Origin of the sequence: Kitasatospora sp. MMS16-BH015 (assembly GCF_002943525.1) — a bacterium.
In the GTDB taxonomy this organism is placed as follows: Bacteria; Actinomycetota; Actinomycetes; order Streptomycetales; family Streptomycetaceae; genus Kitasatospora.
Window position 1 is genome coordinate 1551069 of sequence record NZ_CP025394.1, and the last position, 20608, is coordinate 1571676.

Below are 20608 nucleotides of genomic sequence, written 5' to 3' on the forward strand. Positions count from 1 at the left end.
GCCGGCAGCCCCCAGACGCGCCGTCCGGCTGCGGAGCCCGTGGGCTCCGCAGCCGGACGGCGGGTGGGGACTGCTCGTGGCCTGCTGCCTTACAGGTACTGACCCGTGTTGGCGACAGTGTCGATGGAGCGGCCGGACTCGGCGCCCTGCTTGCCGGTGACGAGCGTGCGGATGAAGACGATCCGCTCGCCCTTCTTGCCGGAGATGCGGGCCCAGTCGTCCGGGTTGGTCGTGTTGGGCAGGTCCTCGTTCTCCTTGAACTCGTCCACGCAGGCGGCGAGCAGGTGGGAGACGCGCAGACCGCGCTGGCCGTGGTCGAGGAAGTCCTTGATCGCCATCTTCTTGGCCCGGTCCACGATGTTCTGGATCATGGCGCCGGAGTTGAAGTCCTTGAAGTACAGGACCTCCTTGTCACCGTTGGCGTAGGTGACCTCCAGGAAGCGGTTCTCCTCGGTCTCGGTGTACATCCGCTCCACGACGGCCTGGATCATGGCGAGCACCGTCGTCTCGACGGACCCGTCGTGCTCCTTGAGGTCGTCCGGGTGGAAGGGCAGCGAGCCCTTGAGGTACTTGGAGAAGATGTCCTTCGCGGCCTCGGCGTCCGGGCGCTCGATCTTGATCTTCACGTCGAGGCGGCCGGGCCGCAGGATCGCCGGGTCGATCATGTCCTCGCGGTTCGAGGCGCCGATCACGATGACGTTCTCCAGGCCCTCCACGCCGTCGATCTCGGCGAGCAGCTGGGGGACGATGGTGTTCTCCACGTCCGAGCTGACGCCGGAGCCACGGGTGCGGAAGAGCGACTCCATCTCGTCGAAGAAGACGATGACGGGCGTGCCCTCGCTCGCCTTCTCCCGGGCCCGCTGGAAGACCAGCCGGATCTGCCGCTCCGTCTCGCCGACGTACTTGTTGAGCAGCTCGGGGCCCTTGATGTTCAGGAAGTAGCTCTTGCCCTGCGGCCGGCCGGTCACCTCGGCGACCTTCTTCGCGAGCGAGTTGGCCACCGCCTTGGCGATCAGCGTCTTGCCGCAGCCGGGCGGGCCGTAGAGCAGGACACCCTTGGGCGGGCGCAGCTCGTACTCCTTGAACAGGTCGGCGTGCAGGTACGGGAGCTCGACCGCGTCGCGGATCTGCTCGATCTGGTTGGCCAGACCGCCGATCTGCCGGTAGTCGATGTCCGGCACCTCCTCGAGGACCAGGTCCTCGACCTCCGACTTCGGCACCACCTCGTACACGTACCCCGAGCGGGGTTCGAGGAGGAGGGCGTCGCCGGGGCGCAGGGTCAGCTCGCGCAGCGGCTCGGCGAGCCGGACGACCCGCTCCTCGTCGGTGTGCCCGGTGACGAGAGCGCGCTCGCCGTCCTCCAGGACCTCCTTGAGGGTGACGATGTCGCCGATGCTCTCGAAGGCCATTGCGTCCACGATGTTGAGGGCCTCGTTGAGCATCACCTCCTGCCCGCGGCTGAGGTCGTCGAGATCGACACTGGGGCTGACGTTGACGCGGAGCTTGCGACCGCCGGTGAAGATGTCGGCGGTGCCGTCCTCGTTGGAGCTGAGGAAGGTGCCGAACCCCGCCGGGGGCTGGGCCAGCCGGTCCACCTCTTCCTTGAGGGCCACGATCTGGTCGCGGGCCTCGCGCAGGGTGGCGACGAGCCGTTCGTTCTGGGCCGTCACGCCGGCCAGGTTCGTCTGCAGCTCGGCGACACGCTCCTCAAGAACCCTTGAGCTGCGCGGCGAGTCGGCGAGCTTGCGGCGCAGGACGGCGATCTCCTGCTCGAGGTACGAGAGCTGTGCTGCCTCGTCGGAACCACGAGCGGGCTTACCGGTGCTGCGGGTGTAGTCGTCATCGTGGGCTGCCACGGTCCTCACCTCCTCCTGGGGAGCTGGACGCTTCCAGACCCTACCTGGACCCAGCCGCCGGTAAACGCGACTTGATCAGAAAGGTGGAACGGCGTGTCCGAATCTCCGCCCTGCGTGCCTCCCCTGCGCCAGTTCATACCCACCGTTCACCGCCTAAAGCAGGCCAGGGGTAGGGTCGTACCGGTGAATATCCGAATCGTGACCGAGGAACGGCAGGCGACATGAGCAGCGAGGCGCTGGAGGTCTGGATCGACCAGGACCTCTGCACGGGCGACGGCATTTGCGTGCAGTACGCGCCCGAGGTGTTCGAGCTCGACATCGACGGCCTGGCGTACGTGAAGGGCGAGGACGACGAGCTGCGGCAGAAGCCGGGCGAGACGGTCCTGGTGCCGCTGACGATCCTTCAGGACGTCGTGGACTCGGTGAAGGACTGCCCCGGCGAGTGCATCCACGTGCGCCGTGCCGCGGATGGCGTCGAGGTCTACGGGCCCGACGCGGACTGACCTACTGACGGATGTTCGACGGACTCTTCGTCAGGTGCCAGCCGGCGGCGTCTTTGCGCCACTCCAGGGTCAGGATCAGGTCCGGGGCGAAGCGCGGGACGTCGTCGCTGGAGTAGCCGCGGGCGGTGCCGGTCACGGTGCCGTCGGAGCGGAGCTTGAGGGCGGTGACGGTGAGGCCGTCGGCCTCGTGGAGCAGGGTGGCCCGGACGGTGGGGCCGGGGGCGAGCAGGAAGACGCCGTCGGTGGGGGTGCCGTTGGGGGCCGCGCAGTGGGCGGCGGCCACGGTGCTGGGTATGCCGTCCAGCAGGGCGTTGAAGCTCAGCGTGACGGTCACCGGGAACGGGCCGCAGTCAAGGGGAAGTTGAGCCTTCGCCGGGTCGGGGGCGGCCGCGGTGGGCAGCGCCCGGGGGGCGGCTCCGGCGGGCGCGGTGGTGCCGGAGGCCGGGGAGGCCACCACGGCGGCGGCGACCAGGGCGGCGCAGGCCGCCGCGACCAGGGCCCAGTGCTTCGGCCGGGGCCGGGCGTGCGCGGGCAGGGTCGAGTCTTCCACCAGGTGATCCCTCCACCATGGGTGCGGCGTGAGCGAGCATCGTCCCACATCGGAGCGGGCCCGGCGTACCCGGGTTGACGTGGAGACATGGCGAAGGGCCGGGCGCATTCGGCGCCCGGCCCCTCCTCTTGTGATGACGCGGTGACTATTCGGCGGTCTCGGTGTCGGCCGCGGCGCGGCGGGCGGCGGCCCGCTCGGCCAGGCTCGGCTCCGGGGTGGCGCCGTTGTCGTAGTCCTCGCCGTAGGCGCCCTTGGCGGGGCGGCGCCGGCGCAGCGGCGGCTCGACGCCGTCGGCCAGGCGACGGGAGGTCAGCAGGAAGCCGGTGTGCCCGATCATGCGGTGGTCCGGGCGGACGGCCAGGCCCTCCACGTGCCAGGTGCGGACCATCGTCTCCCAGGACTGCGGCTCGGTGAACGTGCCGTGCTCGCGCAGCGCCTCGACGGTGCGCGACAGCTGTGTGGTGGTGGCCACGTAGCAGCAGATCAGGCCGCCGGGGACGAGCGCCTTGGAGGCGACGTCCAGGCACTCCCAGGGGGCCAGCATGTCGAGGATGATCCGGTCGACCTCGGTCTCCACCAGGTTGTCCTGGAGGTCGCCCACGGTGAGCTTCCAGGCCGGGTGCGGGCCGCCGAAGTACCGCTCGACGTTCGCCTGGGCGATGTCGGCGAAGTCCTGGCGGCGCTCGTACGAGGCCAGCAGGCCCGTGTCGCCGACGGCGCGCAGCAGGTAGGTGCTCAGCGCGCCGGAGCCGACGCCGGCCTCCACCACGCGGGCACCCGCGAAGATGTCGGCCATCGCCAGGATCTGCCCCGCGTCCTTGGGGTAGATCACGGCGGCGCCGCGCGGCATGGACAGGACGTAGTCGGGGAGCAGGGGGCGCAGCGCGAGGTACGGGACGTTGCCCGTGGTGCGCACGACAGTGCCCTCAGGAGCGCCGATCAGCTCGTCGTGCGGGAACGCACCCTTGTGGGTGTGGAACTGGTTCCCGGCCTGGAGCGTGAACGTGTAGTGGCGGCCCTTGGGGTCGGTCAGCTGGACCTGGTCCCCGACCTGGAAGGGCCCGCGTCGGCGGGTGGCACCGGTCGGTTCGGACATGCGGACAATCCTAAGGGACCGCGCGCACTCCGCTGACCAGCGGCCCTAGGGCTGGGCTGCGGGCCCCTGGGCGGCGGAGCCCGGCGGCTTGGGCTGCGGGCGGCCGGAGACGGCCGCGTTGAGGCGGCGCTCCAGGTCGGCCAGGGCCAGGACGCCGTAGACCGAGCCGTCCGGCCGGACCACCAGGTACTCGCTGGCCGGGGTGGTGCGCAGGGCGGTCAGCAGTTGCTCGCCGGTCAGCTCCAGGTCGAGCCGCAGGCCCGGCTCCAGGCCGCGGGCCAGGGCGCCGACGGCCACCCAGGGGCGGCGGTGCTGCGGGACGGCGGTGACCGAGGCCTCCTTGACCAGGGCGGTGGGCTCCCCCGCGCCGTCCACCACCACCAGGGCGCCGGCCTCGGCCTCCTGGGCCCGGCGCAGCGCCTCGCCGAGGGGGGTGTCGGCGGGCACCTCGACGGCCCGGCGGGCCAGCTCGCGCAGCTGCAGGGCGGGCAGCGCCTCGCGCAGCCGCGCGTTGCGCAGGCTGCCGGAGGCGCCGTTCCAGATGATCACGGCCAGCACGGCGGAGAGCACCCCGTCGATCAGGCTGTCGGTGGTGGAGCGGTCGACCCCGCCGCGGGCCGCCGAGACCATCGGCAGGCCGAACAGCACCACCAGGGCCAGCACCCGGCCGGCCCAGGCGGCGGCCACCGTGCCGGCCATCGGACGGCCGGTCAGGCCCCAGACCACCGCGCGCAGCATCCGGCCGCCGTCCAGCGGCATGCCGGGCAGCAGGTTGAAGGCGGCCACCACGAGGTTGGAGACCATCAGCCCGGCCAGCAGCACCCCGGGCACGGTGGCGGGCTCCACCGCGAGCAGGGCGAGGTAGAAGACCCCGCCGAGCAGCAGCGAGAGCAGCGGCCCGACGAAGGCCAGCCAGAACTCCCGGGCCGGGGTCTCGGCCTCCTTCTCGATCTCGGAGACGCCGCCGAAGAACTGGAGCTGGATCCGCCGCACCCCCAGTCGGTAGCGCAGCGCCACCACGGTGTGCGCCAGCTCGTGCACCAGCACGGAGGCGTAGAAGGCGATCGCGAAGGAGAGCGACACCAGGTACCGGGTGCCACCGAGCTCGGGCAGCACGTCGGCCAGCTGGCCGCCGAACAGCCAGGTGATCAGGGCGGCGATCACGAACCAGGACGGCGTGACGTACACCGGCACCCCGAAGGGCCGGCCCATCAGGATCCCGCTCGGCCGCTCGGCCCCGCCACCGCCGGGCTCGGCCTTGGCCCGCTGCCCCCTGGTCTCGCTCACCGTGGCCCCTGTCTCCTGGTCGGACGCCCCCGCACTGCCGCCCACGCTAATTGATCGGGGCGGCCGTACGGGGCTCGCCCTACCGGAGTCTTACCCGGATGCACCGAGCATGCCCCACCGGCCCTGTGGTCTCTGTAAGGCATCGTTACCGGGAGCGCCCGCCGGTCCCATAGGGTCGGGGTATGCAGAACCAGCCCCTCACCGCGGCCCCGACCGGCCTCTCGCCCTCCCGGGCGGGTGACTTCATGACCTGCCCACTGCTCTACCGGCTGCGGGTGATCGACCGGCTGCCCGAGCCGCCGAGCGCGGCGGCCACCCGGGGCACCCTGGTGCACGCGGTGCTGGAACGGCTCTTCGACCACGAACCCGGCGAGCGCACCCCCGAGCGGGCCTTGGAGCTGCTGCGCCCGCAGTGGGAGCGGATGCTCGCCGAGAAGCCCGTCCTGGCCGAGCTGTTCCCCGGGAACGATGAGCAGAGCCCCGGGGACGAGGACGGCACGGCGGTGGCCAAGTGGCTGCGCGACGCCGAGAAGCTGGTCGGCCAGTGGTTCAAGCTGGAGGACCCGACCCGGCTGCACCCGGTGGAGCGCGAGCTCTACGTGGAGACGGTGCTGGACTCCGGCCTGCTGCTGCGCGGCTACATCGACCGGGTCGACGTCGCCCCGACCGGCGAGGTGCGCCTGGTCGACTACAAGACCGGCCGGGCACCCTCGCGGGACTTCGAGGGCAAGGCGATGTTCCAGATGAAGTTCTACGCCCTGGTGGTGTGGCGACTCAAGGGCGTCATCCCCAGGCGGCTCCAGCTGGTCTACCTGGGCGGCGGCGGTGACGTGGTCACCTACGACCCGGACGAGGCCGATCTGCTGGCCACCGAGCGCAAGCTCAAGGCGCTCTGGGAGACCATCACCAAGGCGGTCGCCACCGGTGACTTCCCCGCGACGAAGAACCGGCTCTGCGACTGGTGCGACCACCAGTCCAGCTGCCCGGAGTTCGGCGGCACCCCGCCGCCGTACCCCCTGCCCCTGCCGGGGCAGCAGACTGCAGATGACGAAGGAGTCGTAGGTTGACGATCCGAGTGCTGCTGGTCGACGACCAGCCACTGCTGCGCACCGGCTTCCGGATGATCCTGGAGGCCGAGCACGACCTGGTGGTGGTCGGCGAGGCCGGGGACGGCCAGCAGGCGCTGGAGCAGGTCCGGGCGCTCCAGCCGGACGTGGTGCTGATGGACATCCGGATGCCCCGGATGGACGGCGTCGAGGCCACCCGCCGGATCGCCGGCCCGGGCCGGGACGGCCCGGCCAAGGTGCTGGTGCTGACCACCTTCGACCTGGACGAGTACGTGGTCGAGGCGCTGCGCGCCGGGGCCAGCGGCTTCCTGCTCAAGGACGTGCCGGCCGACGAGCTGGTGCAGGCGATCCGGGTGGTGGCCGACGGCGCCGCGATGCTCGCCCCGAGCATCACCCGCCGCCTGCTCGACATGTACGCCACCAAGCTCCCCTCCGGCGAGGAGGCCCCGCCGCAGGCGCTCACCTCGCTCACCGAGCGCGAGGTGGAGGTGCTCAAGCTGGTGGCCCGCGGCCTGTCCAACGCGGAGATCGCCGCCGAGCTCTTCGTCAGCGAGACCACGGTCAAGACCCACGTGGGCCACGTGCTCACCAAGCTCGAACTCCGCGACAGGGTGCAGGCCGCCGTCTACGCCTACGAGAGCGGCCTGGTGCGGCCGGGCGCGCTGTAGGACACGCGAGAGGGGCCCCACCGGACGGTGGGGCCCCTCTCGCGCGCTCAGGTCACTTCTTGGTGCGCGTCACTTCTTGGTGCGACCGATCTCCCAGAAGCGGAAGATGCCCGAGGTGTCGACGGTGTTGGTGACACCGGTGATCTCGGCCTTCGAGGCGTAGAACGCCTTGTTCTGGTAGAGCGGGAGCAGCGGCACGGCGTCCGCCAGGATGTTCTGGATCTGGGCGTAGACGCCACCGGCGGTGCGGTCGGTCTGCTTGATGCCGTCCGGCACCAGCTGCTGGCTGATCCGCGGGTCGTCGTAGCCGTTGTGGTACGCGCCGCCGCCGACCGCCAGCGGGGTGATGTAGTCGTCCGCGTCCACGTAGTCGGGCACCCAGCGGGCCGCGTACATCTGGTACTTGCCGTCCTGCCAGCCCTTCTGGAAGGCGGACCAGTCCGACTCCTTCTGGATGTCGACCTGGAACAGGCCGCTGGCCTCCAGCTGCTTCTTGATCTCGGCCATCTGCTGATCGCCGGCCCGGGCGCGCGACCAGGTGAGGCTGAGCTTCACCGGCAGCGAGACGTGGGCGCTGGTGAGGATCTTCTTGGCCTTGTTGACGTCCGGCTCGCCGTACTTGTCGAAGAAGGCCGTGTTGTGGCCCGCGATGCCGGCCGGGACGACGGAGTAGAGCGGCTGGACGGAGTGCTCGAACACGTTCCGCACCAGGGCCTGGCGGTCCAGCACCTGGGCTATCGCCTGACGGACCGCCGGGTTGCCGGTGACGCTGTCCTTGGTGTTGAACACCAGGAAGCTGACCTCGGCGCTGTCGCCCTCGGAGACCTTGGTGGTGCTCTTGCCGGCGGCCTCGTCGTCGCGCAGCTTGGTGGCCACGGCCGGGTCCAGGCTGTTGTTGTCGGTGAGGTCGATCTCGCCGCTGTCCAGGGCCGACTTCAGCTTCTCGCCGTCGTCGTAGAAGCGGAGCACGAACTTGTTGTTCTGCATCTTCTCGTCGCCGGTGTACTGCGAGTTGGCCGAGAAGGTGATCTTGCCGGGGACACCCGCCTTGGCGCCCGCCATGTCGTCGATCGAGTCGATCTTGTACAGGCCGGAGCCGACCACCTTGTCGTTCGGCAGCAGCTTGTCGGCCGGGAAGACGGCGTGGTCGACGATCGAGCCGGCCGCCGAGGCCAGCTTGGCCGGGAGCACCGCGTCCGGGGTCTTGAGGTGGAAGGTCACCTCGGCGTCGCCCTTGGCCTGCACCGACTTGATGGTGGAGAGCAGGGCCGCCGGGCCGCTCGGGTCGTTGATCTTCAGCATCCGGTCGATCGAGAAGACCACGTCCTCGGCGGTCATCGGGTGACCGTTGGAGAACTTCTGCCCGCTCTTCAGGGTGCAGGTGTAGGTCAGCGTGTCCGCGCCGGTGAACGCGCAGCCCTGGGCGGCGTCCGGCTGCGGCACGGTGGCGCCGGAGGGGAACTTCAGCAGCGACTGGAAGGTGTTGTTGAGGACCATCCAGGAACCGGCGTCATAGGTGCCCGCCGGGTCGAGCACCTTGGTGACGTTGGTGGTGCCCATGGTGATCGCGCTGTCGGAGCCGCCACCGGTGACGACCTTGGTGGCCGAGGCGCAGCCCGCGGCCGTGGAGGCGACCAGGGCGGCACAGCTGAGCACGGCCAGACGGTTGGCTGAAGTCATGCGGAATACGTTCCTTCTCCGTGCGGACCGGGGGTGCCGGTGGCTGCCGCCGGGACTCCGCCTGGGGTGGGGCGGCGTCGTAGGGGGACTGATCGGATGTAGCGTGCCACATCGAACACGTACGAAAATCCCTCGTTCGTACGCTCCGTGATGATCCGACGATCCCTCGGTCAGAACAGCCCGACGACTTGTCAGCCGATGTCCGGTTTCTCCCCTATCGCGAGTACAGCCCGTCGCCGTCGGGCCGCAGTCCGGCAGCATCCGGACCGGAGAAGGAGACCAACATCACACTCGGACCGTTACCAGTGACCTGAGCAAGTCAAGATCGACCAGCTCCAGCGAGGACAGCACCAGCCGCCCGGGGCCCGGCTCGATCCTCGCCACCGAGGGCACCGCGATCACCGGGCAGCCCGCCGCCTCGGCCGCCCGCACACCGGTCGGGGCGTCCTCCACCACCACGCAGCGGGCCGGCTCGGCGCCCAGCCGGGCGGCGGCCAGCAGGTACGGGTCCGGGTGCGGCTTGGTGCGGGCCACCTCGTCGCCGGCCACCGTGAAGGCGAAGTGCTCGGCCCCCAGGCTGCGCAGCACCAGGTCGATGATGTGCCGGTGCGAGGCCGAGACCAGCGCGGCCGGGATGCCGTGGGCGTCCAGCGTGTTCAGCAGCCGCTCGGCCCCCGGCATCAGCGGCACCCCGTCCGCCAGCAGGTCCACGAACCGCTGGTTGATCAGCACCGTCAGCTCGGCCTGGCTCAGCTCCACCCCGGTCCGCTCCACCAGGTAGTCGATCACCCGGGTCATCGGCCCGCCCACCACGTGGGCCCGGTCCGCCTCGTCCAGCGGGTGCCCCAGCTCGGCGAAGAGCGTGGCCTCCGCCCGCCACCAGAAGTCCTCGGTGTCGACCAGCGTGCCGTCCATGTCGAGCAGCACCGCCTGGAGTCCGCCGCCGTCCGCCCGGTCGAGGCTGCCGGAGGGGGTCGAGATGGTCGTCATACTGCTGGGTCCTTCCCGTTCGGGCCGTCCCCGGAGATGGCACAGGCCGGTCCGCTGGTCTGCGGACCGGCCCGATTGGGGATCATCAAGGATACGCCCGAATCACCCGAAAATGCCGAACGTGACGCAACCGCCCAGTTACCTCGCGTTGAAGTACTTCGCCTCGGGGTGGTGGATCACGATCGCGTCCGTGGACTGCTCCGGGTGCAACTGGAACTCCTCCGACAGCACCACCCCGATCCGCTCCGGCCGCAGCAACTCCGCGATCTTCGCCCGGTCCTCCAGCTCCGGGCAGGCCCCGTACCCGAGCGAGAACCGCGCACCCCGGTACTTCAGCTGGAACATGTCCCGCACGTCCTGCGGGTCCTCGCCCCCGAAGCCCAGCTCGTAGCGGACCCGCGCGTGCCAGAACTCCGCCAGCGCCTCGGCCAGTTGGACCGACAGGCCGTGCAGCTCGAGGTAGTCCCGGTAGGCGTTGGCGGCGAACAGCTCGTTGGCGGCCTCCGAGATCCGGTTGCCCATCGTGACCACCTGGAGCCCGAGGACGTCCTTCTGCCCCGACTCCTCCGGCCGGAAGAAGTCCGCCAGACAGAGCCGACGCCCACGCCGCTGACGCGGGAAGGTGAACCGGGTGCGCTCCGCACCGTCCTGCGCGTAGACGATCAGATCGTCGCCCTTGGACGCCGCCGGGAAGTACCCGTAGACCACCGCCGCCTCGAGCCAGCCCTCGGTCTGCAACCGGTCCAGCCACATCCGCAGCCGAGGCCGCCCCTCCGTCTCCACCAGCTCCTCGTACGAGGGCCCGTCGCCGGCCCGGGACGCCTTCAGACCCCACTGCCCCTTGAACAGCGCGTCCTCGTCCAGCCAGGACGCGTAATCCGCGAACGGCACACCCTTGACGATCCGGTCCCCCCAGAACGGCGGCTCCGGCACCCGGTTGTCCACAGACACATCCGACCGGATCTGACCGAGGTTCACCTCCGGCTCCGGCTCCACCACCTCGGTACGGGCGTGCCGCCGCTGGCGCAGCTCCGGCAGGGTCGCGCCCGGGACACCGCGCTTGACCGCGATCAGCGCGTCCATCAGGCGCAGGCCCTCGAACGCGTCGCGGGCGTAGCGAACCTCGCCCTCGTAGATCTCGTGCAGGTCCTGCTCCACGTAGGCGCGGGTGAGGGCGGCGCCGCCCAGGATGACCGGGTAGTCGGCGGCCATCTGGCGCTGGTTCAGCTCCTGGAGGTTCTCCTTCATGATGACGGTCGACTTCACGAGGAGGCCGGACATGCCGATCACGTCGGCGTTGTGCTCCACGGCGGCGTCCAGGATCGCGGAGACGGGCTGCTTGATGCCGAGGTTGACGACGGTGTAGCCGTTGTTGGAGAGGATGATGTCGACCAGGTTCTTGCCGATGTCGTGCACGTCACCCTTGACGGTGGCCAGCACGATCGTGCCCTTGCCCTCGTCGTCGGACTTCTCCATGTGCGGTTCGAGGTAGGCGACGGCGGTCTTCATGACCTCGGCGGACTGCAGCACGAACGGCAGCTGCATCTGGCCGGAGCCGAACAGCTCACCGACCACCTTCATGCCCGCCAGCAGCGTGGTGTTGACGATGTCCAGCGCCGGACGAGTCGCCAGCGCCTCGTCGAGGTCCGGCTCCAGGCCGCCCCGCTCACCGTCGATGATCCGCCGCTGCAGACGCTCCTCCAGCGGCAGCGCCGCCAACTCCTGCGCCTTCGACGCCGCCGAGGACGCCATGCTCACACCCTCGAACAACTGCAGCAGCCTCTGCAACGGGTCATAACCCTCACGACGCCGGTCATACACCAGATCCAGCGCCACCTCCCGCTGCTCCTCCGGAATGCGGTTCATCGGCAGGATCTTCGCCGCGTGCACGATCGCCGAATCCAGCCCGGCCTCGACACACTCGTTCAGGAACACCGAGTTGATGACCTGACGGGCCGCCGGCGAGAGACCGAACGAGATGTTCGACAGACCCAGCGTCGTCTGCACCCGCGGGTGACGGCGCTTCAGCTCGCGGATCGCCTCGATCGTCTCGATGCCGTCCCGGCGGGACTCCTCCTGCCCGGTGCCGAGGGTGAAGGCCAGGCAGTCGACCAGGATCGAGCCCTCGTCGATGCCGTAGTCCTCGGTCAGCTCGGTGATCAGCCGCTCGGCGATCTCCACCTTCTTCTCGGCGGTGCGGGCCTGGCCCTCCTCGTCGATGGTCAGCGCGATCAGCCCGGCACCGTGCTCCCGCGCCAGACCGGCGATCACCGCGAACCGCGAACCCGGCTCGTTGCCGTCCTCGTAGTTCACCGAGTTCAGCACCGCACGCCCGCCGAGCTTCTCCAACCCGGCCCGCAGCACCGCGGGCTCGGTCGAGTCCAGCACGATCGGCAGCGTGGAGGCGGTGGCCAGCCGGCCGGCCACCTCCCGCATATCCTCGACACCGTCGCGACCGACGTAGTCCACACAGAGGTCCAACAGGTGCGCGCCCTCGCGGATCTGGTCGCGGGCGATCTCCACACACGCCTGCCAGTCACCCGCCAGCATCGACTCACGGAACTTCTTCGACCCGTTCGCGTTCGTCCGCTCACCGATCGCCAGGTACGAGGTGTCCTGCCGGAACGGCACCGACTGGTACAGCGAGGAGGCCGCCGACTCCGGACGCGGGTCGCGGACCGTGACCGGACGGCCCTGGACACGATCGACCACCGCGCGCAGGTGCTCCGGCGTCGTACCGCAGCATCCGCCGACCAGGTTGAGGCCGTACTCGCGGGTGAAGGTGTCGTGGGCCTCGGCCAGCTCGGCCGGGCTGAGGGGGTAGTGAGCGCCGTTCTTGCCCAGCACCGGGAGACCGGCGTTGGGCATGCAGGAGAGGCCGACCTTGGCGTTCTTGGCGAGGTAGCGCAGGTGCTCGCTCATCTCGGCCGGACCGGTCGCGCAGTTCAGCCCGATGAAGTCCACGCCCAGCGGCTCCAGCGCCGTCAGCGCCGCACCGATCTCCGAACCCAGCAGCATCGTGCCGGTCGTCTCCACCGTCACCTGGACCAGCACCGGCAGGTCCAGGCCGGCCTCCGCGAGCGCGGCCTTCGAGCCGAGCACGGCGGCCTTGGTCTGCAGCAGGTCCTGGCTGGTCTCCACCAGCAGCGCGTCGGCGCCACCGGCGATCAGGCCGGCCGCGTTCTGCTGGAAGCCGTCCCGGAGCACCTCGTACGGGGCGTGGCCCAGGGTCGGCAGCTTGGTGCCGGGGCCGATCGAGCCGAGCACCCAGCGGGTCCGGCCGTCGGTGGCGGTGAAGGCGTCGGCGGCCTCGCGGGCGATCCGAGCTCCCGCCTCGGAGAGCTCGACGATCCGGCCCGGAATGTCGTACTCACCCAACGCCGCGAAATTCGCGCCGAAGGTATTGGTCTCCACACAGTCCACGCCCACCGCGAAATACGCGTCGTGGACGGAGCGCACGATGTCGGGCCGGGTCACGTTCAGGATCTCGTTGCAGCCCTCCAGCTGCTGGAAGTCCTCCATCGACGGATCCTGCGCCTGGAGCATGGTGCCCATCGCACCGTCGGCCACCACCACCCGGGTGGCGAGGGCTTCGCGCAGAGCGTTCGCGCGGTCCTGCTGAGCGGACGAGGGGACAAGTGTGGCCATGAGGCGCTCCCTGTGTGCGACGGCTGTCGGCTATGCGGCCTCCCATTGCGGAGGCGCACCAGGTCAGCGTATCCGTTTCGACCCGCCGGATCCGAGCGTGTTCCGTATCCTGGGCGTTTTCCTCCATGGATGAGCGCGCGGAATGCGGAAAGCACTGGCGCGAATGCGCCGCTGCTTGGCCGACCGGTGGCAACGCCGCAGGTGGCGGTGCTGGTGGTGTCGCCCGTGTGCGCATTGGCTTTGCTCATGCTGGACCGCTCTCGACGGCCCTCGTACTGCGCCTCGCGTACCCGGGCACGCCCTCAGCGGAGGTCGGGGCCCGGGGTCGGGATGCTGTCCGGCTGGGCCACGCCCGGGCCGCCAGGCGCAGGGGGGAGGCCGACCTCACCGCGTTGACGCAGCGGCTCGCCCGGACGGGCGGGTGCACGACCTCCAGGGGCACGACGGGCGCAGACCTGGCTGAGCGACCAGGTCGCCCCGAGGAGTTGCACCTCGAGACCGGAAGTACCGACCTCAACGGTCGAAGTACCGGAGCGGGATCGGACCTCGGTGGAGGATGTGGGGGACGTCGCCCCAGGGGCGGGCGGGTTCGGCCGGGGTGAGGGTGCGGAGGCGGTCGAGGGCGCGGGCAGTGGGTTCGGCCACGGCGCGAAGGGTTGCGGTCGTGAGCGGGAGGTAGTCGTCGGGGCCGCCGGGGTCGGCGGTCTGGGCGCCGCGGGTCATCCGCATCAGGCGGACGCAGCAGCGGGCCGGGTCCAACAGGCCGGCGTCCAGGGTCCACTGTTGCGGGGTGGCAGCCGGGCGGCCGGCCTCGCGCAGGGCGGCGAAGAGCGGTGCGGCGTCGAGCGGGGAGAGGAAGACCACCTCGGACCAGGTGCAGTCGAGCGGAAGGACTCGTTCGGCGAGGCGGTGCTCGCGGCCCCGGTACTTGACCAGGTGGCGCTCGTAGAGGTCGGGGTGAAGCTCGCGCAGACCGGCGAGCGGGAGCAACTGGTCGCCGCGCGGGGCGGCGACGGCGGTGTGGAAGAGGGTGCCGCGGACGGTGGACATGGGAGGTGGGTGGCTCCGGCTTCGCACGGGAGCGGCGCCCCTCCTGGTCGGGAGGGGCGCCGGGGTGGGCGGGGTGGTGGTTACTTCAGGAAGTAGCCGAAGAGGTCGGCTACCACCTGGGTGCTGCCGTTGAAGTTGTAGATCTCGAAGGCGCCGCTGCTGTCGAGCGGGGTGGTGACGTGGTTCGGGACGGTCTGGCCGGCCAGGAAGTTGAGGTTGCTGGTCCCGGGGCGGGGCTGGCCGGCCGCCCAGACGGTCAGGTAGCCGGGGGTGGTCGGGGCGGTGGCGGTGACGTTCAGGACGGCACCGGTGCTGCCGGCCGGGGCGCCGGTGGCCACGGTGGTGGTGGCGCCGGGGCCGAGGGCCAGGCTCCGACGGGTGGCGGCTATGCGGGTGTCGAGCAGTCGGCGCGGGGTGGTGGGCTGGAGCAGCGATTCACCGCCCGGGCCGTAGTAGCCGAACAGGTCGACCACCGCGTGGGCGTGGCCGGTGAAGTTGTAGAGCCGGACGCTGCCGTCGCCACCGATCGGCACGATCACCTGGTTGGCCACGGTCTGCCCGACCGTGAAGTTGAGGTTGGAGGTACCGGGCCGGGTGCCCCCGGAGGGGTAGACGGTGAAGTACCCGGCGGCGTCCGGCTGGGTGGCGGTCACGTTGAGCACCACGGCCGTGGCGTCGCTCGGCACGCCGTTGCGCCCCCGGATCGGGATCGAGGTCTCCCCACCGGGGCCGAGGGAGTCGGACGGCCGCGTGTCGAGCAGACGGGCGGGCGCCTCGGCGGTGAACCGCTTGCCGAGTTCGAGGTGCGGGGTGTAGAGCCCTTCCAGGTCCACCACCACGTCGGTGTCGCCGAAGGCGTTGTACACCTGGACGGTGCCGTCGGCCCCGATCGGGACCGTCACCAGGTTCGGCACGGCCTGCCCCGTCGTGAAGTTGACGTTCGAGGTGGTCGGCCGGTCGGTCTTGCCCGGGTAGACCGTGAGATAGCCCGAAGCGGTCCTCGAGACCGCGGTCACGTTGAGCACCGCCGCCTCGGCCGTGTAGGTGGGCGGCATCTTCGGAGCCTGACCCGGCCCGGTGTAGATGCCCGGCAGCTGGAGGCTGAGGGTGCCGCCGGCGTGCAGGGTGGTGTGGTCCAGCCGGGTGTCCAGCACGCGGGTGGGCGTCAGCGGCCGGTACGCCGCCGGCTGGTAGCTGACGTGCAGTTGCTGCTGCACGGTGCCGGAGCGGCCGCCCGCGTCGCGGATCCTCGCCGTCACGGTGTAGTCGCCCTCCTGGTGGAAGGCGTGGTCGCACCAGTGCTGGCAGCCCGGGGTGCCGTCTCCGAAGTCGATCGCGGCGTCCGTGACCGTCCACGGCGTGTCCCCGCCTGCCTGCGCCGAGTAGACGAGCCCGTGGTCGCCCGGGGTGACGCTGAGGTAGGGGTTCAGCGGACGGAGCTGGGTGACGTACACCGAGGTGTCGCCCTCGCCGCTGGAATCGCCGTTGGACATCCTGAGACTGACCGAGGCCGTGTAGTTGCCGATGGTGGCGTAGGTGTGCGACGCCGACTCCTCGGAGGTGTCCGTCGAGCCGCCGTCGCCGAACACGTAGTGGTAACTCACCTGGCTGCCCCAGCCCTTGAGCGCTCCACCGGCGATCGACAGGCTGGACGTCTCGCCGGCCGGCACCGCGTTGGGCGTCGCCTGGAGGCCGAGGCGCTGATCGGCCGGGGTGACCTCGTAGGCGCCACGGTCGTGACTGCCGTTGCCGGTCCCGGTGTCGGCCACCAGCGGATCGTTCACCCGGTGGTAGCCCAGGACGTCGGTGTCCACCTCGCCCGGCGCGGCGGCATCCGCCGAGTCGATCACCGGCGAGCCCTCCGAGGGCGTGTTGACCCACTGCTGGGCCAGCGGGTCGGCCGTCAGCTCGTGGGCGGCCTGGCCCGGCACGCCTTGGGCGAACGCCCCGGCGGTGGCGTAGGCCCGGCCGGCCCAGAGGTAGGACGGTTCACCCTTCGGCGGGAACGTGAGGTTGTAGTCGGCCTTGGTCCCTGGGGCCGAGGCCGTCGAGACCGCCAACTCGGTGGAGAGGGTGGCGCAGCTGGGCTGGCTCTGCCGCTGGTTGCCGTCCGCGGCGAGGACGTTGTTCTCCACCACGGAGTTCGCGGAGGCGCCGAAGAGGCCGACGGCCACCGCGCACCCGGTGTTGACGGTGTTGCCGGTCACCACGGTGCCGGGCGCATCGGTGACCTGCAGCCCACCGCCGGTCTGGTTGACGAGCGCGTTGGTGCTCACCACCGTCCCGGTGGCACCCGCGTCCACCGTCACCGCGTAGGAGTCGGTGTTGACCGAGCTACGGTTCCGGCTGATCGTGGTGGTCTTGGCCGTGCCGCCGACCTCGACGGTCGAGACGGTGAGGTCGTTGCGGTCCAGGGTGACGCGGGTGGTGCCGTTCACCACCACGCCGAGGTAGGCCGAGATCTGGAATCCGGCGATCCGCACGTCCTGCACGCCGTCGAGCGTCAAGCGGTCCGCGTCGATGCGAGCCAGGTCGGAGGACCCCGGGCTCAGCGTGCTGCCCTGGAAGACGATCGGCTTGTCCGGCGTACCCGAATGGCTGATCCGGAGGCCGTACCCGCTGTAGCCCCCGGGCGCCACCTGGACGGTCTGGCCCGGCTGGACCGCGTCGGCGGCGGACTGGAGGGTGCAGTACGGCTGGCTCTGGGTGCCGGCCCCGGAGTCGCTGCAGTGGGCGGCGCTGTCGTTGTTCACGTAGATCGTGGTGGCCTCCGCCACCGCCGGGCCCGGCAGTTGGACGGTGAGCGCGAGGCTCCCGACCGCGGCGAGGCAGGCTAACCGTCTGAGACGCACGATGACCCCCGTTATCGGTCTCGATCGTTCCGGCGGCTCCGTGCGCCGGAAGCGGGGGCAATTCTCCAACGGGCTTGGGGCGCATGTCAGTTCATCCACCCACGTTCACCGGGAAACGACCCGATCGTTATTCTTTCGACGCCGCGTCAACTGCCGCCATAGGATCGCCGGTCATGGCTGAATATCCTCCGACGTACCCCTACGACAGTGGCTACCTCGAGACCGGCGACGGCAACCGGGTCTACTACGAGCAGTTGGGCAACCCCGAGGGGCAGCCGGCCCTGAGTGTGCACGGCGGGCCGGGCAGCGGGGGCTCGCGGGGGCCGATGCGGGTCTGGGATCCGGCGTACTACCGGCTGATCCGGTTCGACCAGCGCAACTGCGGGCGGAGCACGCCGCACGCGAGCGATCCGGCGGCCGACATGAGCCTCAACACCACGCAGCACCTGATCGACGACATGGAGCGGCTGCGCGAGCACCTGGGGGTGGAGCGCTGGGTGCTGGCCGGCGGGTCCTGGGGGACGACGCTGATCCTGGCCTACGCGCAGCAGCACCCGGAGCGGGTGTCGGCGATCCTGGTCCAGGCGCTGATGCTGACCAGGCCCTCTGAGCTGTACTGGCTGTACGAAGGCGCCGGGCGGTTCCAGCCGGAGGCCTGGGACCGGTTCCGGGAGGGGGTGCCGGAGGCCGAGCGGGACGGCGACCTGCTGAAGGCGTACGCGCGGCTGATGGAGCACCCGGACCGGGCGGTGCGGGTGAAGGCGGCGGCCGACTGGCTGGCCTGGGAGGACGCCGTCATCTCGAACGAGCCGAACGGCAAGCCCGGGGTGTACAGCGACCGGGAGGTGGACGACCGGATCGCCTTCGTCCGGATCTGCGCCCACATCTTCAGCAACGGCGCCTGGCTGGAGCCGGACCAACTCCTGCGCGATGCCCACAAGCTGGCCGGGATCCCGGCGGTGCTGAGCCACGGTCGGCACGACCTGGGCTGCCCGGTGCAGAACGCCTGGGAGCTGGCCAAGCGCTGGCCGGACGCCCGGCTCAACATCGTCGAGGACTCCGGGCACGTCGGCAGCGAGGCCATGCGGCGGATCACTGCCGACGCGGTCGAGGAGTTCAAGCACCGGTTGGGCTGAGCCGGGCTACTTCCAGCTGTCGTTCAGCGCGAGGGTGCCCGAACTCGGGGTGCTCGCCGTGCGATTGGCGCCGGACTCCCAAGTGACGTTGCCCGCCGAGTCCTTGAGGACGTACTTGTACTCGAAGACCGTACCCGCCGGCAGACTCACCGTGCCCGACCAGACCGGGTAGCCGGCCGAGGAGAGCGGGATCGCCTTGCCGGTGTCCCAGGTGCCCAGGGCCGGAAGTGAACCGGTGAGGTAGACGTTCTGGCCCCAGGCCGTGGTGCGGGTCTCGTTGAAGGTGGCCGCCACGGTCTGGGCCCAGGTGTCGGTGAGGGTCGCGTCCGTGCTGCCGGTGGTGGCGGTGTGGTTGCCGCCGGGCTCCCAGGTGACGTTGCCCGCCGAGTCCTTGAGGACGTACTTGTACTCGAAGGCCGTACCCGCCGGCAGGCTCACCGTGCCCGACCAGACCGGGTAGCCGGCCGAGGAGAGCGGGATCGCCTTGCCGGTGTCCCAGCCGCCGAGGGCCGGGAGCGAGCCGGTCAGGTAGACGGACTGGCCGGAGGTGGTGGTGCGGGTCTCGTGGAAGGTCTCGTTCACCTGCCCGGTGGAGGGAGAAGTGGAGGGAGAGGAGGAGGGCGAAGAGGAAGGGGACGGGGAAGGGGAAGAGGAGGAGGAAGGCGAGGGGGATGGGGACGGCGGCGGCGCGCCGGTGGCGTAGAGGGCCACGGCGTCGCCGGGGTTGACGGTGACGGTGGCCTGGCCCGTCGGGTCGACGGTGACGGTGGGGCCGGTGCAGGTGCCGGCCGTGGTGCGGTCGCCGTGGATGATGTCGCAGTAGGTGCCGGCGGTGAGGCCGGTGGTGAAGGTCGAGGTGACGGCGGTGGTGCCGTTGTTCAGGGCGACCCAGGCGGCGCTGCCGCGGCTGAAGGCGATGGCGTTGGTGCCGTTGTCCCACCAGTTGGCCACGGCCTGGCCCTTGGCCGCGTTGTGCCAGCCGACCATGTTGGCCACGCCGTGGTCGCGGTCGGTGCAGACCCAGCCGCTGCTGCAGTCGGTGGCGGTGACGTAGCCGTTGGCGTCGGCCGGGGGCGAGTCGTCGGAGCCGTTGAAGGCGAAGCCGGCGTAGACCTGCGGGGTGCCGTAGCCCCAGGCGAGTTGGAAGAGGGTGGCCAGGGTGTACTTGCTACCGCTCTTGTAGTTGAGGGTCGAGCCGTTGCGCTCCAGGTCGTGGTTGGTCACCATCACGGCGGACTTGTCGCTCGGCTCCAGGCCCCAACTCTGGCCGAAGGACTTGAGGCCCGCGATCGAGCCGTTGAACTGGTCCTTGAGCTTGTAGGCGTAGGTGAATTCGAGCACGCTGCCGTTGCCCTCGAAGGCGCTCGGCGCCAACTGGCCGCCGCTGCCCGGGAAGACCTCCTGGTAGACGTACGGCCGCGAGCCCCAGGCGGTGTTCGAGACCCGGGAGAGGATGTTCGCCAGGTCGGCCTGGGCGATGTGCTTGGCGGCGTCCACCCGGAAGCCGTCCACACCGTAGCCGACCAGCCTGTCGAGGTAGCCGGCCAGCTTCGCCCGGACCTCGTCCTTCTCGGTGTAGAGGTCGGAGAGCGAGACCAGCTGGCACTCCTGGACCTGCTGGACGCTGTTCCAGTCGTTGATGGCGTTGCCCGCGTTGGGGCAGTTCGCCGGGTAGTCGTGGAAGCTGGAGCGGTCGTACCCGGCGGACCCGTAGCTGTAGGTGGCCGGATCGAAGCTCGCGCCGCCGTAGGAGTCGGTGCTGGTCTGGTTGGCGCCGGCGGCGTGGTTGATCACCGTGTCGGCGTAGACCTTGACCCCGGCGGCGTGGCAGGCGGTGACCATCGCGGCGAACTGCGCCTCGGTGCCCATCCGGCTGTTCAGGTCGTAGCCGACCGGCTGGTAGACCTCCCACCAGGGGTGGGCCCCGGCCAGCCGGATCGAGTCCTCCGGGGGCGCCACCTGCACGGCGCCGTAGCCCTTGGGGCCGAGCACGGTGGTGCACTCGTTCGCCACCGAGGGCCAGTTCCACTCGAAGAGGTTCGCGATCACGTCGCCGCCGTTGGGGGTGGCGGCGGCGTGCGCGGCGGGTTGCAGGGTCAGCGGCAGCAGGGTGCCGCCGATCAGGGCGGCAGCGGCGAGCAGCGCTCTTCGGGCATGCCGGGGCAGGGTCATGTGTCGTCAACTCCAGGGGTGGGTGGGGGCCGTGACGGCGGTGTAGACGATGG

General features: G+C 70.5%; 14 protein-coding genes. 4 read left to right on the forward strand and 10 right to left on the reverse strand.

Annotated elements, in window-relative coordinates; translation table 11 throughout:
* Positions 1–89 precede the first annotated feature (89 nt).
* Positions 90–1856, reverse strand: a complete 1767-nt coding sequence (arc, locus tag CFP65_RS06680; protein WP_104815211.1) for a proteasome ATPase — start codon at positions 1854–1856, stop codon at positions 90–92.
* 221 nt (positions 1857–2077) lie between these two features.
* On the opposite strand from arc, the gene CFP65_RS06685 reads away from it, so the two are divergent.
* Positions 2078–2359 (forward strand): ferredoxin, encoded by a 282-nt coding sequence (locus tag CFP65_RS06685; RefSeq protein ID WP_104815212.1) that lies wholly within the window; start codon positions 2078–2080, stop codon positions 2357–2359.
* 1 nt (position 2360) lies between these two features.
* Here CFP65_RS06685 and CFP65_RS38735 read toward each other — a convergent pair whose 3' ends face one another.
* From CFP65_RS38735 to CFP65_RS06705, 3 genes are all read right to left on the reverse strand, one after another.
* Positions 2361–2909, reverse strand: coding sequence for a hypothetical protein (locus CFP65_RS38735; RefSeq protein ID WP_158702067.1), 549 nt, complete (start codon positions 2907–2909; stop codon positions 2361–2363).
* Positions 2910–3054: 145 nt separating this feature from the next.
* Positions 3055–4005 carry a tRNA (adenine-N1)-methyltransferase gene (locus CFP65_RS06700; protein WP_104815215.1) on the reverse strand — a complete coding sequence of 317 codons (951 nt, stop codon included), beginning with the start codon at positions 4003–4005 and terminating at the stop codon, positions 3055–3057.
* A gap of 45 nt (positions 4006–4050) precedes the next feature.
* A complete protein-coding gene (locus CFP65_RS06705) occupies positions 4051–5292 on the reverse strand; it encodes a site-2 protease family protein (RefSeq protein ID WP_104815216.1) in 1242 nt (413 codons plus the stop codon).
* Between the two features lie 182 nt (positions 5293–5474).
* Here CFP65_RS06705 and CFP65_RS06710 point away from each other — a divergent pair, with 182 nt between their 5' ends.
* Complete coding sequence (locus CFP65_RS06710; protein WP_104815217.1) at positions 5475–6359, forward strand: RecB family exonuclease; 885 nt, start codon at positions 5475–5477, stop codon at positions 6357–6359.
* The gene (locus CFP65_RS06715) at positions 6356–7027 is read left to right on the forward strand and encodes a response regulator transcription factor (RefSeq protein ID WP_104815218.1); all 672 of its coding nucleotides are present in this window, start codon (positions 6356–6358) and stop codon (positions 7025–7027) included. The genes CFP65_RS06710 and CFP65_RS06715 overlap by 4 nt, the downstream gene beginning before the upstream one ends.
* A 69-nt stretch (positions 7028–7096) precedes the next feature.
* Here the strand turns inward: CFP65_RS06715 and CFP65_RS06720 are convergent, their stop codons facing one another.
* The 5 genes from CFP65_RS06720 to CFP65_RS06740 all read right to left on the reverse strand — a co-directional run bounded on the left by CFP65_RS06720 (position 7097) and on the right by CFP65_RS06740 (position 17247).
* The gene (locus CFP65_RS06720; RefSeq protein WP_104815219.1) at positions 7097–8707 is read right to left on the reverse strand and encodes an ABC transporter substrate-binding protein; all 1611 of its coding nucleotides are present in this window, start codon (positions 8705–8707) and stop codon (positions 7097–7099) included.
* Positions 8708–8992: 285 nt separating this feature from the next.
* Positions 8993–9697 carry an HAD family phosphatase gene (locus CFP65_RS06725; protein WP_104815220.1) on the reverse strand — a complete coding sequence of 235 codons (705 nt, stop codon included), beginning with the start codon at positions 9695–9697 and terminating at the stop codon, positions 8993–8995.
* Between the two features lie 138 nt (positions 9698–9835).
* On the reverse strand, positions 9836–13345 hold the full coding sequence (metH, locus tag CFP65_RS06730) for a methionine synthase (protein WP_104815221.1): 3510 nt from the start codon (positions 13343–13345) through the stop codon (positions 9836–9838).
* 513 nt (positions 13346–13858) lie between these two features.
* On the reverse strand, positions 13859–14395 hold the full coding sequence (locus CFP65_RS06735; protein WP_104815222.1) for a hypothetical protein: 537 nt from the start codon (positions 14393–14395) through the stop codon (positions 13859–13861).
* Between the two features lie 80 nt (positions 14396–14475).
* Positions 14476–17247 (reverse strand): PKD domain-containing protein, encoded by a 2772-nt coding sequence (locus tag CFP65_RS06740; RefSeq protein WP_158702068.1) that lies wholly within the window; start codon positions 17245–17247, stop codon positions 14476–14478.
* Positions 17248–17420: 173 nt separating this feature from the next.
* Here CFP65_RS06740 and pip point away from each other — a divergent pair, with 173 nt between their 5' ends.
* Positions 17421–18383 (forward strand): prolyl aminopeptidase, encoded by a 963-nt coding sequence (gene pip / locus CFP65_RS06745; RefSeq protein ID WP_104815224.1) that lies wholly within the window; start codon positions 17421–17423, stop codon positions 18381–18383.
* 6 nt (positions 18384–18389) lie between these two features.
* Here the strand turns inward: pip and CFP65_RS06750 are convergent, their stop codons facing one another.
* Complete coding sequence (locus CFP65_RS06750; RefSeq protein WP_104815225.1) at positions 18390–20555, reverse strand: carbohydrate-binding module family 20 domain-containing protein; 2166 nt, start codon at positions 20553–20555, stop codon at positions 18390–18392.
* Positions 20556–20608: the final 53 nt, after the last annotated feature.